This window comes from Pseudodonghicola xiamenensis DSM 18339, from assembly GCF_000429365.1.
Lineage (GTDB): Bacteria > Pseudomonadota > Alphaproteobacteria > Rhodobacterales > Rhodobacteraceae > Pseudodonghicola > Pseudodonghicola xiamenensis.
Window position 1 is genome coordinate 42,606 of sequence record NZ_AUBS01000006.1, and the last position, 22,062, is coordinate 64,667.

Below are 22,062 nucleotides of genomic sequence, written 5' to 3' on the forward strand. Positions count from 1 at the left end.
TCCCTGGTTCAATCGCTGTTTCAGTTACAACCGGGCGTGATGCCGTTTTCCTTGGCATAAGCCATGGAATCCTCTTCGATCAGCGGCGCCAGCACCTCCTGGTCGGACTGCATGTAGCCAGTGATCATCTTGTAGGCGCCGGCATCGGCATCCCATTGCGTCACTGCGGCATAGCCGTCGCCACCGTGATTCTCGCAAGTGACCTTGAAGGCCGGTCCGAAGTGCGGCAGGCCCAGCGCCGCCATCTTCTCTTCGGTCATTTCCAGCGCTTCCATACCGTCACGCATCTGCGCCGGCGTGATCTTGGAGGTCCCGGCGATCTGTTGCGCGGTCTTGATCGCCTCGGCCGCCAGCATCGCGGCATACATGCCGCGGTTATACAGCGTGGTGCCAAGCTGATCGCCCGCGCCTGCGGCCTTGCCGGCCTCGACCACATATTTTCTCATGTCGTCGTAGACCGGATAATCCGAACCGATGTTGTGGAAGGTCAGCGCCTTGTAGCCGTTGGCGCCCTTGCCCGCCGGCAGCACGTCGTTTTCCGACCCCGACCACCAGATGCCGATGAAATGATCCATCGGATAGCGGATGTTCACCGCCTCCTGAATGGCGACCTGGTTCATCACGCCCCAGCCCCACATGATCACGTAATCCGGCTTTTCCCGGCGGATCTGCAGCCACTGGCTCTTCTGCTCCTGACCGGGGTGATCCACCGGCAGCAGGCTCAGCTCATAGCCGTGCTTCTTCGCCAGCTCCTCGAGCGTGCGGATCGGCTCCTTGCCATAGGCGGAGTTGTGATAGACCAGCGCGATCTTCTTGCCTTTGATGTCGCCGCCTTCCTGATCGAGGATATGTTCGATCGCAACCGAGGCGCCATCCCAATAGTTGGCCGGATAGTTGAAGATGTTGCGGAACACCGCGCCGTTCTTGGCCGAGGTGCGGCCATAGCCCAGCGTGTGCATCGGGAAGCCGTCCGCCGTCACCTTGGGGATCAGCTGATAGGTGATCCCGGTCGACAGCGGTTCATAGACCAGCGGCTCGTCGCCCTTGGTCCCCTCATAGCATTCGACGCCCTTCTCGGTGTTATAGCCAGTTTCGCATTCAACAATGTTGATATGCTCGCCGCCGATGCCACCATCGCGTTCGTTCAGCAGGGTGAAATAATCCTGATAGCCATCCGAGAACGGGATGCCGTTCGCCGCGTAAGGCCCAGTACGATAGCTGGTGTCGACGATCGTCAGATCGGCCACAGCCGGTCCCGCCGCCATCAGCGCCCCAAGGGCCAGCGCAGTCAGTTTCGTCTTCATCGGGGTCCTCCTCCCATTGGTTTGTCCGATGTTCCTTGCATACCATGCGCACCCACCGGACAGGGTGCCTGCCCCCCGCTCAGTGCGGGAAGGGCCAAAGTCTCAGCTTTTCCTTGATCACCCGCCAGAGCTGGGCGATGCCATGCGGCTCCAGCACCAGGAAGGTGATGATCAGCGCCCCCACGATAACCAGCTGGAAATGCGCAACGATATCGGTAGGCCAGCCCAGGATATCGACACCGATCAGCTTCAGGACAACCGGCAACACCACCAGGAAGGCCGCGCCCGCCAGCGACCCGAAGATCGACCCCAGCCCGCCGATGATCACCATGAACAGAACCAGGAACGATTTCTGGATACCGAAGGCCTCGCCGACCTCGACCGCACCGAGGTAGATCGAGAAGAACAGCGCCCCGGCGATACCTACGAAGAACGAGCTGACCGCGAAGGCCGTCATCTTGGCCCTGAGCGGGTTCACCCCGATGATTTCGGCCGCGATATCCATGTCGCGGATTGCCATCCAACTGCGTCCGACGGTGCCACGGGTCAGGTTGCGGGCGATGATGCCGGCCAGTGTCAGGAAGATCAGACAGAACAGATAGGTGGCCCAAGACGGCGCGTTCGGCCCGGTGATGAGAACACCGAAGACACTGCGCTCGGGCGCCGAGATCTGCCCCGAGGCAGAGTAGTTGTAGAACCACGGCACCCGGTTGAACAGCCAGACCAGGAAGAACTGCGCCGCCAGCGTCGCCACCGCCAGATAGAACCCCTTGATCCGCAAGGACGGCAGACCGAACAGCACGCCGACCACTGCGGTGATGCCCCCGGCGAGGATTACATGAATGAACATGCTGACCTCAGGAAAAGCAGTCATCAGCTTGTAGCAGGCATAGGCCCCCACCGCCATGAAGCCGCCGGTGCCAAGGCTGACTTGACCACAATAGCCGGTCAGGACGTTCAGCCCGATCGAGGCGATGCCATAGATCAGGAACGGCAAAAGGATGGCATTGGCCCAGTAATCGTTGATGATGAAGGGCACCACCAGAAAGGCCACCGCCAGCACCGCATAATAGCGATAGCGATCGAACCGGATCGGAAAGGTCTGGTTGTCCTCAAGGTAGGAGGTCTTGAAATCCCCCGCTTCACGGTAAAACACGATTCAGCTCCTCCCCTGGGCCTGCGCCCGTTCGCGTCGCGCCGGGTCCATCTGGCGGCGACGTTCCAATCCGGCCTCCTCCGAGGCGCGGCAGAGTTTCAGATAGGCCAGCACCCCGGTCAGGAAGCCGGCAAAGGCCAATACGGCGGCAATCACCAGTTGTCTCTCCGACACGCCGTCTGCGCCCAGCGCGATATAGCCAAAGGCCCAGAAGCCCGACCAGGACACCACGGCGAGAATGGCGATCAGCTTCTTCATGCCGCCCCCTCCGCCCCGAGGCTCCACGCTGCGCCCGACCGGGGGGACCGCAAGGCCACCGCCCCCGCCGGATCGGCTGGCATGCGGTCGACAAAGGCGCCCCCTATGCGAAAGCGATGCACCATCAGACCCTCTCGATGATCCGGTCACCGAACAGGCCCTGCGGCCGGAACACCAGGAACAGCAGCGCCAGAACATAGGCGAACCAGTTCTCGGTCGCACCGCCCAGCATCGGGCCGAACATGAAGTCGAACAGCTTTTCGCCGACCCCGATGATCAGCCCGCCGACAATGGCCCCCGGGATCGAGGTGAAACCGCCCAGCATCAGAACCGGCAACGCCTTCAGCGCGATCAGCGACAGGCTGAACTGCACGCCCGACTTGGTGCCCCACATGATGCCCGCGACCAGCGCGACGAAGCCCGCCACCGACCAGACCATGACCCAGATGAAATTCAGCGAAATCCCCACCGACAGCGCCGCCTGGTGATCGTCCGCCACCGCCCGCATGGCGCGGCCCTGTTTGGTGTACTGGCTGAAGATCACCAGCGCGATCACCAGAAGCGCCGCGATCACCGTCGCCACGATATCAAGGTTGTCGATAAAGAACCCATAGCCGAACATGCCATAGGTGACGCTGTCGATCGTCTCGTTGATCCCCTGCGGCAGCCCGACGTCAAGCTTGCGGATCTCCGATCCCCACATCAGATCGGCCACGCCTTCAAGCAGATAGGCCAACCCGATGGTTGCCATGAACAGGATGATCGGCGCCTGGCCGATCAGGTGGCGCATCACGAATTGCTGCACGCACCAGGCCAGCCCCGCCATCACCACCATGGTCAAAAGGATCGCCAGAAGCCCGGGCAAATGCCAGCCGAAATGGTGAATCTCGGTGCCAAAGATGGCGTTGATCAGATGCGAGAACGGCACCTGTCCGTCCATGATCCCCACCAGCGTCATCGCCGCAAAAAGCGCCATGACCCCCTGGGCATAGTTGAAGATGCCGGAAGCCTTGTAGATCAGCACGAAACCCAATGCGACCAGCGCATAGAGCACGCCGGACATCAGCCCGTTCAGCGTGACCTCCGCAGCGAAAAGAAATTGATCAGACATGGCTCCCCCCTCCGGCAAAATTCTTTGAAGAATTTTGCCAAGAAAATTCGAATTTTCCTGGCGTTTGCCCGCGCCGCTCAGTCATGTGCCACCCCCAGATATGCGTCGATCACATCGGGGTTACTGCGCACCTCGTCAGGCGGGCCGTCGCCGATCTTCTTGCCGTAATCCATCACCACGACGCGATCCGAGAGATCCATCACCACGCCCATGTCGTGTTCGATCAACGCGATGGTGGTGCCGAATTCGTCATTCACATCGAGGATGAAGCGGCACATGTCCTCTTTCTCCTCGACGTTCATCCCCGCCATCGGCTCATCCAGCAACAGCAGCTTGGGCTGCGCCGCCAGGGCGCGGGCCAGTTCCACCCGCTTCTTCAGCCCATAGGGCAACCGCGACACCGGCGTCTTGCGGATGTGCTGGATTTCCAGGAAGTCGATCACCCGCTCGACCATCTCGCGATTGGCGATTTCCTCTTTCTCGGCCCGGCCCTTCCACAGAGCCTGCGAAAACAGCCCCGCTTTCATCTGCGTCAGCCGCCCGGTCATCACGTTGTCCAGCACGCTCATGCCATCGAACAGCGCGATATTCTGAAAGGTCCGCGCGATGCCCTGGCGCGCCACCTCATAGGGGCGCATCGGCGGCCGTTTCTTGCCGCGGAACCAGACCTCCCCCTCGGAGGGAGTGTAAAACCCCGAGATCACGTTCAGCATCGAGGACTTGCCGGCCCCGTTGGGCCCGATGATCGCCCGGATCTCTCCCTCGCGGATGTCGAACGAGATATCCTTGATCGCCACCACACCGCCGAACCGCAGGGTGATGTTCTTCATCTCCATCACCACGCCGCCGATCTTGCGGCCATCCGCGGTGACGAAACCTTCGGCCTGATCAAGCACGCGCCGCCTCCTTCTTGTCGCTCATACTCTGACCGCCAGAGGCGGTTCTCTCCGCGATGCCGCGCCCCGCCGCCGCCATCATTCCGCGGCCATCCGCTGCGGCGTCACCGGCACCACCGCGGCGTCGCGGAGCTCCAGCGTGGCGCTGATCGACCCCTTGCGACCGTCCTCATAGGTGACTTCGGTCGTGGTACTGATCCGCTCCGACCCATCGTAAAGCGCGGCGATGATATCGGCGTATTTCTCTTCGACGATGCGGCGGCGCACCTTGCGGGTGCGGGTCATCTCGCCATCGTCCGCGTCCAGTTCCTTGTGCAGCACGACGAACCGATGGATCTGGCAGCCCGACAGCATTGCATCCTCCGCCACCGAGCGGTTGACCGCCTCGACATGGCTCTGGATCGAAGAGAGCACCTTCGGATGCCCCGCCAATTCCTGATAGGAGGCATAGGCGATGTTATTGCGCTCGGCCCAGTTTCCCACCGCCACCAGGTCGATATTGATGAAGGCGACACAGTGATCGCGACCGTCGCCGAACAGCACGGCCTCGAGAATGTCGGGATAGAACTTCAGCTTGTTCTCGACGTATTTCGGCGCGAACATTGCCCCGTTTGCCAGCTTGCCCACGTCCTTGGCCCGATCAATGATGCGTAGATGGCCAGTCTCTTCCTCGAAGAAGCCGGCATCGCCGGTGGCCACCCAGCCCTCCGGATCCTTGGTCGAGGCGGTGCTTTCGGGGTTCTTGTAATATTCCACGAAGGTCCCGGGCGAGCGATAGAAGATCTCGCCCGTGTCGCCGACCTTGATTTCCACATCCTGCGCCGGCACGCCGACGGTATCGGCACGCACTTGGCCATCGGGCTGCACGGTGATGAACACCGTCGCCTCGGTCTGGCCATAGAGCTGCTTCAGGTTGATGCCCAGCGAGCGGTAGAACTCGAAAATCTCCGGCCCGATCGCCTCACCGGCTGTATAGCCGACGCGCACCCGGCCCAGCCCCAGCGTGTCCTTCAAGGGCCCGTAGACCAGCGCGTTGCCGATGGCGTATTTGATCCGGTCCCAGAGGCCAACTGGCTTACCATCGAGGATACGCCCGCCCACCTTCTTGGCATGGGCCAGATAGTGGTGGAACATGCGCCGCTTCAGCGCGCCCGCATCCTCCATCCGGATCATCACGTTGGTGAGCTGGGTCTCGAACACCCGCGGCGGCGCGAAGAAATAGGTTGGCCCGATTTCGCGCAGATCGGTCATCATCGTGTCGGCGCTTTCCGGGCAGTTCACGCAGAAGCCGCACCAATAGGCCTGACCGACCGAAAAGATGAAATCCCCTACCCAGGCCATCGGCAGATAGGACAGGACGTCCTCACCCTTGGTCAGATTGTCGAAGGCGGCGGAATTGCGCGACGTCTCGATGACATTGCGGTTCGACAGCACCACGCCCTTTGGCCGACCCGTGGTGCCCGAGGTATAGAGCATCACGCAGGTGCTGTCGTAATCAAGCTTCGCCCGCCGCCGCTCCAACTCGTTGATGTTTTCGTCATGGGCCGCACGGCCCTGGTCCTGCACATGGGAATACTGGTGCAGGTGGGAATGCTCGTATTTCCGCATACCGCGCGGATCGAGATAGACCAGATGTTCGAACTGATGCAGTTGGTCCTGCACCTCGATCACCTTGTCGGCCTGCTCCTGGTCGCCGACGATGACGAAACGCGCGCCGCAATGACCCAGAACATAGGCCATCTCCTCGGCCACCGCGTCCTGATAGAGCGGCACCGGAATCGCGCCGACCGACTGCGCTGCGACCATCGACCAATAAAGAGACGGTCGGTTGCGGCCAATGATCGCGACGAAATCGCCCTCATTGACCCCGAGGTTGAGCAACCCCAGCGCCAGCGCCTCGATCTCCTTCTCGGTCTCGGCCCAGGTCCAGCTCTGCCAGATCCCGAATTCCTTTTCCCGATAGGCGGGGGCCGACCCATATTGGGTGGCGTTACGATGAAGCAGCGCGGGGAGCGACAAAAGCCCCGCGGCGCCAGACTGCGTCTGAGCCAATGTATATTCTCCTCCCTGTCCGGCACATCGGCCGGCCCTGACCGCCTCCCAACGGTCTGGTCCGATTAGGACAATCGCCATACAGACGGGCAACCTTTACGTGATCATTTCCCAATCCTTACGAATTGTTACAGCCCCACCCCGAAGAGGGCGTGGCGCGCGCCAGGCTGAGGGGCCGAAGCAGCCCCCTTTGCGAAACCGCGACACGGTGCTAGCCATGAGGCCGGAGGAACGAGGAGATCCGGGTGGAGGAAAACGACCAGCAGCTCCGCAAGATGACCGAAGCCGGGCTGAATCTGATCGCTCAGGCCCTGTCGATCTACGACAGCGACCTGCGGCTTGCGGTCTCCAACAGCCGGTTTCAGGAAATGTTCGACCTGCCCCCGCGGCTCGCCACCCCCGGCGCCCGGTTCGACGAAACCATCCGCTATCTGGCCGAAACCGGGGAATATGGCCCGGTCGGCGATATCGAGGCCTTCGTCGTCCAGAAGGTCGAACAGGCCCGCGCCTTCGAGCCACATTACATGGAACGCACCCGTGCCAACGGGCGCACCATCTCGGTCGAGGGTTCGCCACTGCCTCAGGGCGGCTGGGTCACTGTCTATACCGACATCAGCCGCGCCAAACGGGCCGAGGAATTGCTGCGCACCCGCTCGGAAGAACTCTCCGACCAGGTGCTTACCCATGCCGAGGAGCTATCCGCCGCCAACCGCGAACTCGCCGCCACCATCACCGCGCTGGAGGAGGCCAAGCGGCAGTTGACCGTGATCGAGGCCCGCACCCGCATGACGGCTGAGATGATGCCGGCCCATATCGCCCATGTCGATGCCGAGGCGCGCTATCTCTATTCCAACCGAAAGTTGAACACCGTGCTGCCGGGACGGCCGTCCGAGATCCTCGGGATGCATATGTCCGAGGTTCTTGGGCCCAGCAGCTTTGCCCGGGTGGGCCCCTATCTCAAGGCGGCCTATGACGGCGCCTGCCCCGTGTTCGAATTCACCGAAGATCACGATTCCCGCCGTATCCGCGTGGCGATGACACCGGACGGCCAGGGCGGCGTCTATCTGCTGTCGATGGATGTGACCGGGGAAACCCAGGCCCGCGTCGCCCTGCAGCAAACCCGCCGCCGGCAATTGGCGGCCCAGATGACCAGCGGACTGGCGCATGATTTTTCCAACCTTCTGACCATCATCCTCGGAATGCAGGGGAAGCTGGCGAAGATGGAACTCCCGGACGAGGCGCGCGAACTGATCGCGGCCACCCAGTCCACCGCCCGGCGCGGCGGTCGGCTGCTGGACCGGATCGCCGACATGACCGGCAAGCGACAGTTGATGCCCCAGGCCACCGACCTGCATGTCCTGCTGCGCGACCTGCATATCCTCGCCACCCCCAGCCTGCCGCAAGGCGTCGGGCTCAGCGTGCTGGATCACGCCCCCGACGCGCCGCTGCTGCTCGACCCGGGCATGTTGCAAGATGCGTTGCTGAACCTCGTGCTCAATGCCCGCGACGCCTGCGGAAGCTCTGGCCTGATCACCGTCAGCGCCCATCCGGTCGGCGGCATCTGGATCGAGATCGCCGTCAGCGACACCGGTCCCGGGTTTACCCCAGAGGCATTGGAACAGGCTCTCGATCCCTTTTTCACCACCAAGGGAGAGCACGGCTCCGGCCTCGGTCTGCCGATGGTCTATGACATGGTGAAACTCACCGGCGGCGATCTCAGGCTCAGCAATACAGCCACCGGCGCCTGCGTCACCCTGCGCCTGCCCTATCGCGCCGCGCCGCTGCCGGCGGGCGGGCTGACGCTGCTGGTCGAGGACAGCTCCGATCTGCGCGAGACGATCCGCGACATGCTGGTCGAACTCGGCCATGCGGTGATCGAGGCGGCCTCGGTCGACGAGGCGGTTGCCCTGCTGAACGATCTCGAGGACGTCCGGCTGGTGCTTTCCGATATCCGGCTGGCCGGGGCGGCCACCGGGCTCGATCTGCTGGACCGGATCGCCGACTGCGGACTATCCTGCGTTCTGATGACATCTCTGCCCCGCTCCGATCCGCTTCACATCAGCGCCCTGGCCCGAGCACCAGTCTTGCGCAAACCCTTCTCGCGCCGCCAGCTTGCCGCGCTGATCGCCCGGGAGACAGACGCATGAGCGCCCCACTGGTCACCATTCTCGACGACGAACCGGCGATTCGCGGCATTCTGACCGAAGCGCTGGAAGATGCCGGGTTTCGCACCCAATGCTTCGGCCGCGCCCGGGAGTTCGAGGCCGCGTTGAAACGGGTGACGCCGGATGTCTGCCTGGTGGATCTGTCGCTGCCCGATACCGACGGGCTGGCGCTGGTGCATCGGCTGGCGCTGGAACAGGGCGCCAAGGTGATCATCATCTCGGGCCGGGCGCAGGTGCAGGATCGGGTCACCGGGCTGGAGCTGGGCGCCGACGATTACATCACCAAACCCTTCGACCCGGCCGAGGTGGTCGCCCGCATCCGTGCCCGGCTGCGCGGCGGCAAGGCGCCGGCGCAATCCGGCCAGACCGCGCATTTCAACGGCTGGACAGCGCATTTCGATCGCTATGCACTGGAAGACGAAACCGGCACCGAAACGCCGTTTTCCCATGCCGAAGGCGAGGTGTTGCGGCTGTTCCTTGATAGTCCGAAACGGCTGATCAGCCGGACGCAGATGCAGGACCTGCTGGGAGGCGCGGCAGGCGAAAGCTTCGACCGGGCGATGGATGTACGCATTTCGCGGCTCAGAACCAAACTGCGCGAGGATCCGAAAAACCCCCGCCTGATCAAGACGATCTATGGCGCCGGCTATATCTTTCTGGGGGACGTGCGCTGGAGCTGAGTGGCAGGCCGTCCCCCCACCGTCGGCGGGCGCATTTTCAGCGAAATCACAGCCCCGCCGCGCGGGAAATTCCCAAAGCCCTACCTCCACCCTTTTCCCCTCGGCAAGCCTCGCATAAGACGGGCCCAAAGCAGGAGCGCCGCGATGTCCAACATTACCCTGATCCGTCATGGCCAGGCCAATACCGATGCCCGTGACGAAGCCGAATACGACAAGCTCAGCCCGCTCGGGCACCAACAAGCAACATGGCTGGGGGACCATCTGCGCAGCTCCGGCACGGTCCAGGGGCGGGTCTATTGCGGGTCGCTCACCCGGCACCTGGAAACCGCGCGCTCCATGGGGCTGGGCGAAGAGATGATCGTCGATCCGCGCCTGAACGAGCTGGAATATTTCACCCTGTCCAAGCTCATGGAAGAACAGCACGGCATCCCGATCCCGACCGAACGCGGCACGATCGCCGAACACATGCCGAAGGTCTTCGGCGCCTGGCAGCGCGATGAGCTGGACAATGCGCCGGAAACCTTCGTCGAATTCGAAACCCGCGTTCGCGAGGCGATTTCCGACATCGCCGCCGGGTCCGGCCCGGCGCTGGTGGTGACATCGGGCGGGCTGATCTCGATGGTCATGCGCCAGCATCTCGGACTCGATATCCCGGCCATGTCGCAGATGGCGCTGGCGATCATGAACACCTCGATGCACCGCCTGTTCCCGATCGGCAACCGGCTGAGCCCGGTACTGTTCAACGCGGTGCCGCATCTGGACCGGCCGGAAAGGCAGTTCGCGCAAACGCATATGTAAGCCAGCGATGCCGCATTGCCTCTGTGCGCCCGGCAGCGCCGCAGCCGGCCCGATGCCCAAAGATCGCCAGCCGGCTGGCCCGAAATCAATAGGCGCCTGCCCCCGCAACTGAGGGCCGAGCCGAAGCTTCTTCCTGCCCCCCAGCCCGCCACAGGTGGCGTGCCCACAGGGCGCAGCTGAATTGTCCGGAAAACCTGCGGTTTTCCGGCAAGGCCTCACATCAGGTCGTTTTCCTCATCCTCGGCAGAGATGCCCAGGGCGTCGAGACCGTTTTCAAGATGATCCGCAACATGCGGCGTACCGATCAGGTAATCGGCACAGGGGATCGACGCCTCGGCCTTGGCGGTCGCGATCGCCTCCTCCAGATCGTCGGCATCAAAGCTTTCGCGACCGATCCACATGATCGCCACCAGCTCGGCCTGCTCATCCTCGCTCATCCGGTCGACAAAGGCGCGCAGCTCAGGTTCGGCACGCTCCAGCTCGCGCGCCATCATCGCCACCTGCGCCACCTTGCGCGGGGAAATCTCCATCCGTCACTCTCCTTCTCGTGGCCTCCGGGAAAGGGCCTGTGGCCAGCCTCCCGGTCTTTCCCGATCCTGCGCCATATGCGCCTATTCTGCGGCTTAGCCGGATTTACCCCGCCGCGCCAGCCCCGGGTTCCGGCGCCGCGCCAGTTTCCGGCCCGCCCCGATCCCCGCGCCAGCCCCGCAAGGCCAGGGCGCCGTCCCGGCCACGCAGCTCGGTTTCCGCCGCCACGTCCCAGGGGGCGGCGTCAGGATCACGGCCCGCCATCTTCAGTATGTCGCAGGAAACCAGAATGGACACATTCAGCCGCTTCGTCTCTTCCTCGAGCCGCGCGGCAGCATTCACGGTATCGCCGAAGACGGAATACTCCAGCCGCTCGCCCGGCCCCACCACACCGCTGAACACCGCGCCCCAATGCGCGCCGACCCCGGCCCGCACCGGTGGCAGCCCCCGCGCCTGGCGCTGCGCCGACCAATCGGCGATCTCGCGTTGCAGGGCGAAGGTGCAGTCGACACAGGCCGCAGCCGCCCGCCTCGGTGCCAGATCATCCTCGAAAACGATCATCGCCGCATCGCCCATGAACTTGTCGATCAGCCCGTTTCCCCGCACCGCCGCCACCGTCACCCGTTGGCGGTACTCGGTCGAGAACTCAGATAATTCCTCGGCCGACATGCCCTGACTCAGCGCGGTAAAGCCCCGCAGGTCGATGAACAGAATCCCGGCCTGGTGCCACCGGCCCCGACGCAGTTCCTCAAGACCTCCGGCAGCCAGCCGCGGCGCAAGCTGGGCTGGCAGATAGCGGGTCAGGTTCAAGGCCTTCTGCGCCTCGGTGATCGAGCGCAGCAGCAGCTTGCGGGTACGCACCGCCGCGATCACCAGAACGGCGCCCGCCAGCGCCAGCATCGCCACCCGCATCACATTCGGCGCAAAGGAGAGAAACGGCGCAGCCATCCCATTGCCCGATGTAAACCCATCGCCCGCCGGCAGACTGACCAGCCAGACCAGCCCGCCCACCGTCAGGCTGGCAATAAAGGCCTGAATGCCGGGGTTGAACCTGAGCACCCCATAGGCCAGCACCACCGGCGCCAACCACACCGCCGGAAAGACGAAGGCATGGCTGCCCGGCAGCCCGGTGCTGATCATGCTGGTCCAGACACCATAGAGGAAATAGAGACAATCCGCCGCCGCCGCCGGCCAGATCATCCAGATCCTGAGCCAGCCGCGACGGTATCCCAGCAGCGAAAAGGCGCCCAGGCTGAAATAGCCCGCCATCATCGTCAGCGCATAGAGCCGCTGACGGGCCAGAAACTCGATCTCTTCCGGCTTGGTCTCGTGGCGGGTCACCAGTGTAAAGGACACCCCCAGCGCCACCGCCGCCAGCATCCGCAACAGGCCCACCAGGGCCTCGGCCCGCAGTTCGGCCTGATGAAACAGCCGGACGGTATCCACCCGCAGCGGCGCCCGCGGCATGATCAATCGCCGTCGCCGGCAAGATTGGTCAGCGCCCGCGCCTCGGTGTCGACCAGTGCCGGCGTCTCGATCTCGGAGCCCTGAGTCACCACGCCCATCGCCTCGAACTTGCGAGCCGAGGGCAGCACCCGGCTTTCCATGGACCCCACCGCGCGATTGTAGGAATTCACCGAACTGCTCAACGCCTTGCCGACCTTGTCGAGATGGCCGCCGAAGACATTCAGCCGGTCATAAAGCTCTTTCGCGACCTTCTGCACCTCAAGTGCATTCTCGGCCATCTTCTCCTGCTGCCAGCCATAGGCAATGGCCTTGACCAGCGCCATCAGCGTGGTCGGCGTGGCGATCAGCACCTTGCGTTCAAAGGCGTATTCGATCAGCTCGGGATCGGCCTCCACCGCCGCCGAGACGAAGGTTTCGCCGGGGATGAACATCACCACGAAATCGGGCGTCGTCGGGATCTGGTCCTGATAGGCCTTCGACGACAACAGCTTCACATGATCGCGCACATGCCGGGCATGGCGGCTCAGGTTGCTTTGCTGCAGCTCCGGCGTCTCGCTTTCCAGCGCGTCGAGATAGGCCTCGAGCGGGGTCTTGGCGTCGACCACGATGCTCTTGCCGCCGGGGATGTTGACGATGGCATCGGGGCGGCGGGCGCCGGCATCGGTCTGCATATGGTGCTCCAGCGTGTAATCGACGTGCTCGGCCATGCCGGCCATGTCGAACACCTGCCTCAGCTGCATCTCGCCCCAGCGACCGCGGGTCTTGGGTGCGCGCAGCGCCTGCACCAGCTTGCGGGTCTCGGTTCCCAGCGTGCTCTGCCCCTCGGCCAACAGGCGCACCTGCTGCTGGATGGCGCCATAGGCTTCGTTCCGGGCCTTTTCGATCTCTTGAATCCGGCTGTCGAAAACGGTCAGCCTTTCGTTCAGCGGCTTGACCAGATTTTCGATGGCAAGCTTGCGCTTCTCCAGATCCTCGGTCGCCGTCACCTCATGCGACTTGAAGCGTTCGGAGGCGAGTTTCAGGAAGGATTCCGAATTCTGCCGCAGCACGCCGGCGGCCAGGGAGGAAAACCGATCCTCCATCTCCTTCTTCATACCGCGCAGCTCTTCCAGCCGGGCGGCATGTTCGGTCTTCAGCGTCTTCAATTCGGTCTCGGCGCTGATGCGGCGGTCCTGCTCGTCGCGATGCAGCACCTGCATGGTCTCGATCGACTGCATCAGTTCCGGGATGCGCCCGGCTTGCGCCCGCTGTTCCGCCAACGCCTCGCGCAGGGCCTGGCCTTCTGCCGCGGCCTGCTCCAGCTCTGCCCCCACTGCCTCTAGCTCCGCCCGCAGCCGGCGCAGGGCGGCAAGGCGCGTCAGCAGCAGGATCGCCAGCAGCGCCAGGGCGGCGGCGGCCCAACCCAGCACCTGTTCCGACGGCAGCGCCCGCAGAGTAGCCAAGAGTTCATCCATCGTCATGCGCGCCGCCTCGTTCCCGTTTGGTTCTATCGCCTCCCAGTTGAACTACCGCAGCGGAAAAAGCAAGCTTGGCGCCGATCAGGTGCGCCCGAACAGCCGCTCGATATCCGACAGCTTGAGTTCGACGTAAGTGGGCCGGCCATGGTTGCACTGGCCGGAATGCGGCGTCGCCTCCATCTCGCGCAGAAGGGCGTTCATCTCTTCCGCCCGCATCCGGCGGCCCGAGCGGATCGAGCCATGGCAAGCAACGCGGGACAGGATCGCCTCGATCTTGGCCTGCACCAGATTGCTTTCGCCGTCATCGTCCAGCTCATCGAGAATATCGCGCAGCATCGCCTCGGCATTCACTTCGCCCAGGATCGCCGGGGTTTCCCGCACCGCCACGGCGGAGCCGCCGAAAGCCTCGATGCCGAGGCCGAAACGTTCCAGTTCCGTTGCCACCTCCAGCAGCCGGGCACAATCACCGGCGGAAAGTTCGACGATCTCGGGGATCAGCAGTGCCTGGGCGGCGACGCCGTTTTCCGCCATCTGCTTTTTCAGCTTCTCATAGACCAGCCGTTCATGCGCCGCGTGCTGATCGACGATCACCATGCCGCGCTCGGTCTGGGCGATGATGTAATTCTCGTGCACCTGGCCGCGCGCGGCGCCGAGGGGGAGGGATTCCAGCGGCACCTGATCGGGCGATTGTTCCACCGGCTCCTCGATCACCCGGCCGCTATAAGCGGTGGAGAATTCGGCGAAACCGGGCTCCGCCCGTGCCGGCGGCTCATAGCCGGGCGCAGGCGTGCCATAGGCCGGTGCCGGCACCATGCCTTCGGGGCTTTGCGCCCGATAGGCCGCGATTCGCGCGCCGAGAGAGGGGCGGTCCATCTGATAGACGCGCGGCGCATCGCCCATGGGTTCGGGCCGCATCGCCCCCAGCGTCGCGGAGGCGACGGTGGAAGAGGCACGATGCCCCGCCTCAGCCAGCGCATGACGCAGGGCAGAGACGATCAGCCCGCGCGGTACGCCGGGATCGCGAAACCGCACCTCGGACTTGGCCGGGTGGACGTTGACGTCGACCAGCATGGGATCGCAGTCGATGAAGAGCGCCGCCGCCGGATGCCGGTCACGGCTGAGGAAATCGAAATAGGCCGCCCTGAGCGCGCCGGTCAGCATCTTGTCGCGCACTGGCCGGGCGTTGACGAACAGGTACTGCGCCACCGCCGCGCCACGCGAATAGGTCGGCAGGGCGGCATAGCCGAACAGGCGAATCCCCTCGCGCGTGGCGTCGATCGGCAGGGCGTTTTCGACAAACTCCCGCCCCATCACCTGCCCCAGCCGGGCCCCCAGTGCATCGAAGAGATCGCCGGTTTCCGCATCGGCCCGGAAGGTCACCCGCCCCTCACCACCGCCGGAGACATCGCGCAGCGTGAAGCCGACAGAGGGTTCCGCCATCGCCAACCGCTTGACGATATCAGTGATCGCCTGCGATTCGGCACGATCCGAACGCATGAACTTCAGCCGTGCCGGGGTGGCGAAGAAGAGATCGCGCAGTTCGACCACCGTGCCGGCGCGCAGCGCGGCGGGCTTCACCGGCTCCATCTTGCCACCGGCGACGCGGATGCTGGCGGCCTCCGCCCCCTCGGTCCGGCTGGTGATGGTCAGCCGCCCCACCGCACCGAGCGAGGGCAGCGCCTCGCCCCGGAAGCCGAAGGTGTGGATGTTCAGCAGATCCGACCCGTCGATCTTCGAGGTCGCATGTCGCGACATCGCCAGAGGCAGCTCATCCGGCGCGATACCGCAACCGTTGTCGGTGACCCGGATCAGCGTCTTGCCACCGTCCGCGATCTCGATCCCGATCCGGGTGGCGCCGGCGTCGATGGCGTTCTCCACCAGCTCCTTGACGGCAGAGGCGGGTCGTTCAACCACCTCACCGGCGGCAATCCGGTTGATCGCCGCATCATCCAGTTGGCGGATGACGGGGCGGCGCGCTTCGCTGATATGGGGGTCTGTGCTGGACATGCCCCCAGATCTAGACCTGTCGGGGCGATTCTTCCAGCGACAAGCGCAGAGTCAGACCGTCATCGCCGCCGCCACCGCGCGTTTCCAGCGGGCATAGGCCGCCTCTCGCGCGCCCGCCTCCATCTGCGGTTCGAACCGCCGGTCCAGCGCCCAATCGGCCGCGAACTCCTCCATCCCCGGATACAGCCCCGCGCGCATCCCGGCCAGCCAGGCAGCGCCCAGCGCCGTGGTCTCCTGCATTACCGGCCGATCGACCGGCGCGCCGAGGATATCGGACAGCCCCTGCATGGTGTAATCGCTGGCGCTCATCCCGCCATCGACGCGCAGGACCACATCAGGGCTGGCCCCATGTGCGCCCAGCCAATCGGCGCGCATCGCCTCCCACAGATCGCGGGTCTGGAACGCCACGCTGTCGAGCGTCGCCTTGGCGAATTCCGCCGGCCCGGAATTGCGCGTCAGCCCGAAGACGGCGCCACGGCAGTCAGGCGCCCAATAGGGTGCGCCCAGCCCGGTGAAGGCCGGCACCAGCGTCACCTGCTGGCCCGGGTCGGCCTGCTGCGCCAGCTTGCCCGATTGCGCGGCGCTGTCGATGATCCCCAACCCGTCGCGCAGCCATTGCACCGCCGCCCCGGCGATGAAGATCGAACCTTCCAGTGCATAGGTCCGCTTGCCATCGAGCTGATAGGCAATTGTGGTCAGCATCCGGTGGCCGGAGGCGACGGGGCGGTCACCGGTGTTCAGCAGCGCGAAACATCCCGTGCCATAGGTGGATTTCATCATGCCCGGAGCGAAACAGGCCTGACCGATGGTCGCCGCCTGCTGATCGCCGGCCACGCCCAGGATTGGCACCGCCGCGCCCAGAAGCGCCGGATCGGTCTGCCCGAACTCATCAGCGCTGTTCTTGACCTCTGGCAGCATGTCCATCGGCACGTCCAGCAGCGCGCAAATCTCGGCGCTCCAGACGCCCTGATGAATATCGAACAGCAGCGTCCGCGCCGCATTGGTGGCATCCGTCGCATGCATCCGCCCGCCGGTCAGCCGCCCGATCAGGAAACTGTCGATGGTGCCGAAGGCCAATTCTCCCCGCTGGGCCCGCGCCCGCGCGTCCGGCAGGGTATCGAGCAGCCATTTCACCTTGGTGCCGGAGAAATAGGGATCAAGCCGCAGGCCGGTTACCGCCTCGACCAGCGGCTCGGCCCCCTCGGCCTCCAAGGCCTCGCAGAGAGCGGCGGTGCGGCGATCCTGCCAGACGATAGCGTTATGGATGGGCCTGCCACTGGCACGATCCCAGATCACCGTGGTTTCGCGCTGGTTGGTGATGCCGATGCCGGCCAATTGCCCGGCCGCGACGCCGTGATTGGACAGTACCGACCGGCAAACCGACAGGGTGGTCTGCCAGATTTCCTCAGCATCATGTTCGACCCAGCCGCCCCGCGGGAAGATCTGGCGAAACTCCCGCTGCGCCACGCCGATCACCCGCATCGCGGCATCGAACAGGATGGCGCGGGATGACGTGGTGCCCTGGTCGATGGCCAGAACGAAACTCATGCGGGGTCCTCCTGCGATCTTTGCCGCACCCTATCAGCCCGGCCCCGGATCGCCAGCCCGCAGCAAGCGGGCCGCCGCACCGTCACGCCGGGCGCACCGGAACGTTGTCGATCAATCGCACGCCATCGACCCAGGCCGCCACGAAGAGCCGCGCCGGGACCGAGGCATGATCCAGCGCCTCCAACCCCGTTTCGCCGCGCAATTCCAGATATTCGACCTCCTTGATCCCGGCCTCGGCCAGACGGGCACGCCCGCGGGCCTCAAGCGGATGAAACCTGCTACCCTGTTCCAGTTCCTCGGCCAAATCCCGCAGCACGGGATAAATGTTCGCCGCCACCTCATGCGCCGCCGAGGACAGCCGCAGATTGCGCGACGACAGCGCCAGGCCAGAGGTTTCGCGCACCGTCGGGCAGACCACAACCTCGATCGGGATGTCCAGATCGCGGGCCATGCGGCGGACCACCTGCAATTGCTGGAAGTCCTTTTCCCCGAAATAGGCGCGATCCGCCCCGGTCTGCAGGAAGATTTTCGACACCACCGTGGCGACCCCGTCGAAATGCCCGGGCCGATGCGTGCCACAGAGCACCTCGGTCAGCCCGGAGACCGATACCGTGGTGGCGAAGCCTTCGGGATAGACCTGATCGACATCGGGCGCATAGACGACATCGACCGCATAGGGCGCCAGTTTCGCCGCATCGTCCCGCTCGGTGCGGGGGTAATTCGCCAGATCCTCGGGATTGTTGAACTGCTTGGGGTTCACGAAGATCCAGACGATGACCCGATCGCACTCGGCCTTGGCGGCCTCGACCAGCGACATATGGCCGGCGTGCAGCGCCCCCATGGTCGGCACCACGCCGATCCGCTCGCCAGTGGATTTCCAGCCGGCGGTCAATGCACGGATATCAGACAGTTTACGGATGATCGGTGCGGTCATTTCGCGCCCTTTTCGGTTTGTTCTGCAAAGACGTGCTCAGGCCCGGGGAACCGGCGGGCACGCACCTCAGCGGCATAATCGGCGATCGCCTCCCGCGCCTGCTCTGCCAGATCGGCATAGCGTTTGACGAACTTCGGCTTGAAGACGTCGAACAGCCCCAGCATGTCATCGACCACCAGCACCTGCCCGTCACAACCGGCCGAGGCACCGATGCCGATGGTGGGAATCGCGATCTCCGCCGTGATGCGGTTGGCCAGGGCGGCGGGCATCTTCTCAAGCACCACGGCGAAGGCGCCGGCATCGGCCACCGCACGGGCATCGGCCCGCACCACCCCGGCCTGATCAGAGCGGCCCTGCACCTTGTAGCCGCCCAGCGCATTCACCGATTGCGGCGTCAGCCCCACATGACCCATCACCGGAATGCCGCGCGCCACCAGGAAGGCAATCGTCTCGGCCATCCTCCGCCCGCCTTCCAACTTGACCGCACCAGCCCCGGTTTCCGCCATGATCCGCGCCGCATTGGCAAAGGCCTGCTGCGGGCCTTGTTCGTAACTGCCGAAAGGCATGTCGACCACCATCAGCGCATGGCTCAGCCCGCGCGCCACCGCCTGGGCATGCAGGATCATCATTTCCATCGTGACACCAAGCGTAGACGACAGCCCGTGCAGCACCATACCGACACTGTCGCCAACCAGGACGAAATCGCAATGCTCATCCATCAGCCGTGCCATCGGGGTGGTGTAGCAGGTCAGGCTCACCACCGGATCACCGCCCTTGCGGGCGCGGATATCCCCGGCGGTAACGGCCGGGGTCGGTTTGGATACGCTCATTGTCCTCCCAACTTTCGACGAAGCCGCAGGCAAAGCCCTCCCGTGCGGCATAGCTGCACGGGGATATCAACCTCCGCAACGTTGTTCCAGTCTGGTTGCGCCAACATTGCCGCCCCCCCCCTTGATTGCCGGCGCACTTGCGGGAACACTCCGATCATCTTTCCGGGCGAAACCGGAGACTGACAGGGAGACGTCTGAATGAGAATTTTCCGCCACCCGCGCGGCCTGGCTTCCGCCATCACACTTGTTGCGGCCCTAGGCGCGGCGCCGGCCCTGGCCTCGGACATCACCGTCGCCATGCAGCTTGAACCGCCGCATCTGGACCCGACCAGCGCCGCCGCCGGCGCCATCGATTCGGTGCTTTATTCCAATGTCTTCGAGGGGCTGACCCGCTTCATGGGAGACGGTTCGGTCGTGCCGGGTCTGGCCGAAAGCTGGGATATCTCGGACGACGGGCTGAGCTATACCTTCCATCTGCATGACGGGGTCAAGTTCCACGACGGCACCACGATGGACGCCGAGGATGTGAAATTCAGCCTCGACCGCGCCCGGGCCGCCGACAGCGCCAATGCGCAAAAGGCGCTGTTCGCCGATATCGCCGAGGTGACCGTCGTCGATCCGCTGACCGTCAAGGTGACGCTGAGCGAACCGAACGGCAGCTTCCTGTTCAACATGGCCTGGGGCGATGCGGTGATCGTCGCGCCCGAGAGCATCGAGGGGATCAAGCAGCATCCGGTCGGCACCGGCGCCTTCGCGTTCAAGGAATGGGTGCAGGGCGACAAGATCGTGCTGGACAAGAACCCCGCCTATTGGGGCACCCCCGCCAAGCTGGACGAGGTGACCTTCAAGTTCATCTCCGACCCGACCGCCGCCTTCGCCGCGGTGATGGCCGAGGACGTCGATGTCTTCTCGATGTTCCCGGCGCCCGAGAACCTGCCGATGTTCGAGGCCGATCCGCGGTTCCAGGTTCTGGTCGGCTCGACCGAGGGCGAGACCATCCTGGCGATGAACAACAAGCGCGCGCCCTTTGACAACAAGCTGGTGCGCGAGGCGGTGGCCCATGCGATCGACCGCAAGGCGCTGATCGACGGGGCGATGTTCGGATATGGCACGCCGATCGGCACCCATTTCGCGCCGCACAACCCGGCCTATGTCGATCTGACCGCGCAATCGGCCTTTGACCCGGCGCTGTCGAAAAAGCTGCTGGCCGAGGCCGGGCTGCCCGACGGCTTCACGACCACGCTGCACCTGCCGCCGCCCTCCTATGCCCGACGCGGGGGCGAAATCGTGGCGGCCCAGCTGGCCGCGGTCGGCATCAAGGCGCAGATCGTCAACGTCGAATGGGCGCAATGGCTGGAAACCGTGTTCAAGGGCAAGGATTTCGGCCTGACCATCATCAGCCATACCGAACCGATGGACATCGGCATCTATGCCCGGCCGGATTACTATTTCGGCTATGACAACCCGGCGTTCCAGGATCTGATGAAGACCCTGGCAGCCACCACCGATCCGGCGAAACGGACCGAGCTGCTGCAACAGGCGCAGAAGATCATCGCCGACGATTACGTCAACGGCTACCTGTTCCAGCTGCCGGCGCTGACGGTGGCCAAGGCCGGGGTGCAAGGCCTCTGGGCCAACGCGCCGACCCAGGCGACCGACCTGACCGCGGTGAGCTGGGCGGAGTGATCCCCTGTCCGATCCTGAGAAAGGGCCCCTCCGGAGGCCCTTTTGCATTTCGGAGGGGGCGCGATGGTATGGCCGGAATGTCTGTTGTGCGGGACAAACGGTGCATTCGCTGCGGTTGCGCCAAGGTCCGCTTCGGTGTTTTCGAGTATGTCACATACGGTAGCTTAATTCACTCGGGCTCTGGTGCAGGACCCGAGATGAATGCGGGAGGTACTAATCCCTTGTCGAGAAACTGTTCATCGATGTGACATGCAAGTTTATGAACGGCGTCCTTCGCATGCGTAACGAAAGTGAAGTTGATCGATAATTTGTCATCATTGAGCTCGATATCAGGATAAGCGGTCTTGTATTCTACATCCGCTATGCCATCCGCGTGGACGAGAATATGCCGCGCATCGAGATACGGCATAGCGGTGTCCAAAATCGCATCGTCTAATTCGAGACCAACACGGTCTGAAATCTTCTTGATTAGCTTTCGTGTGCTTTTTTCGTTCTCCAAGGCCCTAAAAATCTTCGACGAAATCAAAGAAACCACGGATTCCCAGCTTCCTGCTGCCAGTAGTTCTGACGCCTTGATGTCGATTTTCACTTCACCGGTATATCTATTCGGGTCAATCTCGGTGAGCGCTGCTCGTCCTAGAGACGTTGCAAGATACTCGGAAAAGTCCTCGTGTAGGTCTTTGATGAAAGCGCTCTGAATGGTCCGGCGAAAGTGGTTACTAATGATCCCTCTGGATGCCGCTGTATTCCGTCTTGCGTGAAGACGCTCGTGTCTATCTGGCTGACCCGCAAGCTCCTCACAGATACTTTTATCGCTGTCATTGAGACTTCTAAGCTGCTTGACTAGGAGATCAGCGAGTTCCAAGTCCTCGGAAAACGCACGGACTCTGTCCTGAAATCTCTGAAGAGCTTTGCTGGTTGGCAAGATCGTATCTCCTATAACAACACAAAATGAGTTTGTCGGGTTCGGCGCAAGACATCAACCGCTTGATGCGTATAGGATTATCAACTTGCTGAAGCCATCTCTGAGTTTCTTGCGTTTCTGGCCGCGTGCGTAAAAGCTGACATTTGCGCAATATGCAGCATCGGTGAAAGTGGGCTCCAAGCGGCCTTTCGCAGCTTGAGCATCTCATGACACCCCCCCCTCAGAACCATCCCCCGCCAAGCCCAACCCTCCGCCTGCCC

At 63.6% G+C, this 22,062-nt stretch carries 18 protein-coding genes; 4 read left to right on the top strand and 14 right to left on the bottom strand.

The genetic code is table 11. The features are described from left to right. Positions 1-20: 20 nt before the first annotated feature. The 6 genes from G455_RS0108885 to G455_RS0108915 form a co-directional block, all read right to left on the bottom strand. A complete protein-coding gene (locus tag G455_RS0108885; protein WP_028093382.1) occupies positions 21-1,304 on the bottom strand; it encodes an ABC transporter substrate-binding protein in 1,284 nt (427 codons plus the stop codon). Between the two features lie 79 nt (positions 1,305-1,383). Next, positions 1,384-2,460: a branched-chain amino acid ABC transporter permease gene (locus tag G455_RS0108890; protein ID WP_028093383.1), complete on the bottom strand. Its 1,077-nt coding sequence runs from the start codon at positions 2,458-2,460 to the stop codon at positions 1,384-1,386. 3 nt (positions 2,461-2,463) lie between these two features. Then, the gene (locus G455_RS0108895; protein ID WP_028093384.1) at positions 2,464-2,718 is read right to left on the bottom strand and encodes a hypothetical protein; all 255 of its coding nucleotides are present in this window, start codon (positions 2,716-2,718) and stop codon (positions 2,464-2,466) included. Positions 2,719-2,842: 124 nt separating this feature from the next. Continuing rightward, a complete protein-coding gene (locus G455_RS0108900; RefSeq protein ID WP_028093385.1) occupies positions 2,843-3,829 on the bottom strand; it encodes a branched-chain amino acid ABC transporter permease in 987 nt (328 codons plus the stop codon). Positions 3,830-3,906: 77 nt separating this feature from the next. Further along, positions 3,907-4,725, bottom strand: coding sequence for an ABC transporter ATP-binding protein (locus G455_RS0108905; protein WP_028093386.1), 819 nt, complete (start codon positions 4,723-4,725; stop codon positions 3,907-3,909). 78 nt (positions 4,726-4,803) lie between these two features. Beyond that, on the bottom strand, positions 4,804-6,777 hold the full coding sequence (locus tag G455_RS0108915) for an AMP-binding protein (protein WP_028093387.1): 1,974 nt from the start codon (positions 6,775-6,777) through the stop codon (positions 4,804-4,806). 275 nt (positions 6,778-7,052) lie between these two features. On the opposite strand from G455_RS0108915, the gene G455_RS0108920 reads away from it, so the two are divergent. The 3 genes from G455_RS0108920 (at position 7,053) to G455_RS0108930 (ending at position 10,420) form a co-directional block, all read left to right on the top strand. After that, a complete protein-coding gene (locus G455_RS0108920; RefSeq protein ID WP_084437038.1) occupies positions 7,053-8,924 on the top strand; it encodes a hybrid sensor histidine kinase/response regulator in 1,872 nt (623 codons plus the stop codon). Next, positions 8,921-9,622, top strand: coding sequence for a response regulator transcription factor (locus G455_RS0108925; protein WP_028093389.1), 702 nt, complete (start codon positions 8,921-8,923; stop codon positions 9,620-9,622). Before G455_RS0108920 ends, G455_RS0108925 begins: the two co-directional genes overlap by 4 nt. Positions 9,623-9,766: 144 nt before the next feature. Next, positions 9,767-10,420: a histidine phosphatase family protein gene (locus G455_RS0108930; RefSeq protein WP_028093390.1), complete on the top strand. Its 654-nt coding sequence runs from the start codon at positions 9,767-9,769 to the stop codon at positions 10,418-10,420. Positions 10,421-10,635: 215 nt separating this feature from the next. On the opposite strand, the gene G455_RS0108935 is transcribed toward G455_RS0108930, so the two are convergent. The 7 genes from G455_RS0108935 to panB all read right to left on the bottom strand — a co-directional run bounded on the left by G455_RS0108935 (position 10,636) and on the right by panB (position 19,191). Then, positions 10,636-10,950, bottom strand: a complete 315-nt coding sequence (locus G455_RS0108935) for a DUF3775 domain-containing protein (RefSeq protein WP_028093391.1) — start codon at positions 10,948-10,950, stop codon at positions 10,636-10,638. A gap of 103 nt (positions 10,951-11,053) precedes the next feature. Beyond that, complete coding sequence (locus tag G455_RS23685) at positions 11,054-12,415, bottom strand: adenylate/guanylate cyclase domain-containing protein (protein WP_051312307.1); 1,362 nt, start codon at positions 12,413-12,415, stop codon at positions 11,054-11,056. 2 nt (positions 12,416-12,417) lie between these two features. Continuing rightward, on the bottom strand, positions 12,418-13,875 hold the full coding sequence (rmuC, locus tag G455_RS0108945) for a DNA recombination protein RmuC (protein WP_229861712.1): 1,458 nt from the start codon (positions 13,873-13,875) through the stop codon (positions 12,418-12,420). A gap of 78 nt (positions 13,876-13,953) precedes the next feature. After that, a complete protein-coding gene (mutL, locus tag G455_RS0108950) occupies positions 13,954-15,879 on the bottom strand; it encodes a DNA mismatch repair endonuclease MutL (protein WP_028093393.1) in 1,926 nt (641 codons plus the stop codon). Positions 15,880-15,930: 51 nt separating this feature from the next. Continuing rightward, on the bottom strand, positions 15,931-17,427 hold the full coding sequence (gene glpK / locus G455_RS0108955) for a glycerol kinase GlpK (RefSeq protein WP_028093394.1): 1,497 nt from the start codon (positions 17,425-17,427) through the stop codon (positions 15,931-15,933). 82 nt (positions 17,428-17,509) lie between these two features. Continuing rightward, complete coding sequence (gene panC, locus G455_RS0108960) at positions 17,510-18,361, bottom strand: pantoate--beta-alanine ligase (RefSeq protein ID WP_028093395.1); 852 nt, start codon at positions 18,359-18,361, stop codon at positions 17,510-17,512. Next, positions 18,358-19,191: a 3-methyl-2-oxobutanoate hydroxymethyltransferase gene (gene panB, locus G455_RS0108965; RefSeq protein ID WP_028093396.1), complete on the bottom strand. Its 834-nt coding sequence runs from the start codon at positions 19,189-19,191 to the stop codon at positions 18,358-18,360. Before panB ends, panC begins: the two co-directional genes overlap by 4 nt. 198 nt (positions 19,192-19,389) lie before the next feature. On the opposite strand from panB, the gene G455_RS0108970 reads away from it, so the two are divergent. Next, positions 19,390-20,877, top strand: coding sequence for an ABC transporter substrate-binding protein (locus G455_RS0108970; RefSeq protein ID WP_035366463.1), 1,488 nt, complete (start codon positions 19,390-19,392; stop codon positions 20,875-20,877). Between the two features lie 169 nt (positions 20,878-21,046). Here G455_RS0108970 and G455_RS0108975 read toward each other — a convergent pair whose 3' ends face one another. Further along, on the bottom strand, positions 21,047-21,802 hold the full coding sequence (locus tag G455_RS0108975) for a hypothetical protein (RefSeq protein ID WP_035366466.1): 756 nt from the start codon (positions 21,800-21,802) through the stop codon (positions 21,047-21,049). Positions 21,803-22,062 lie beyond the last annotated feature (260 nt).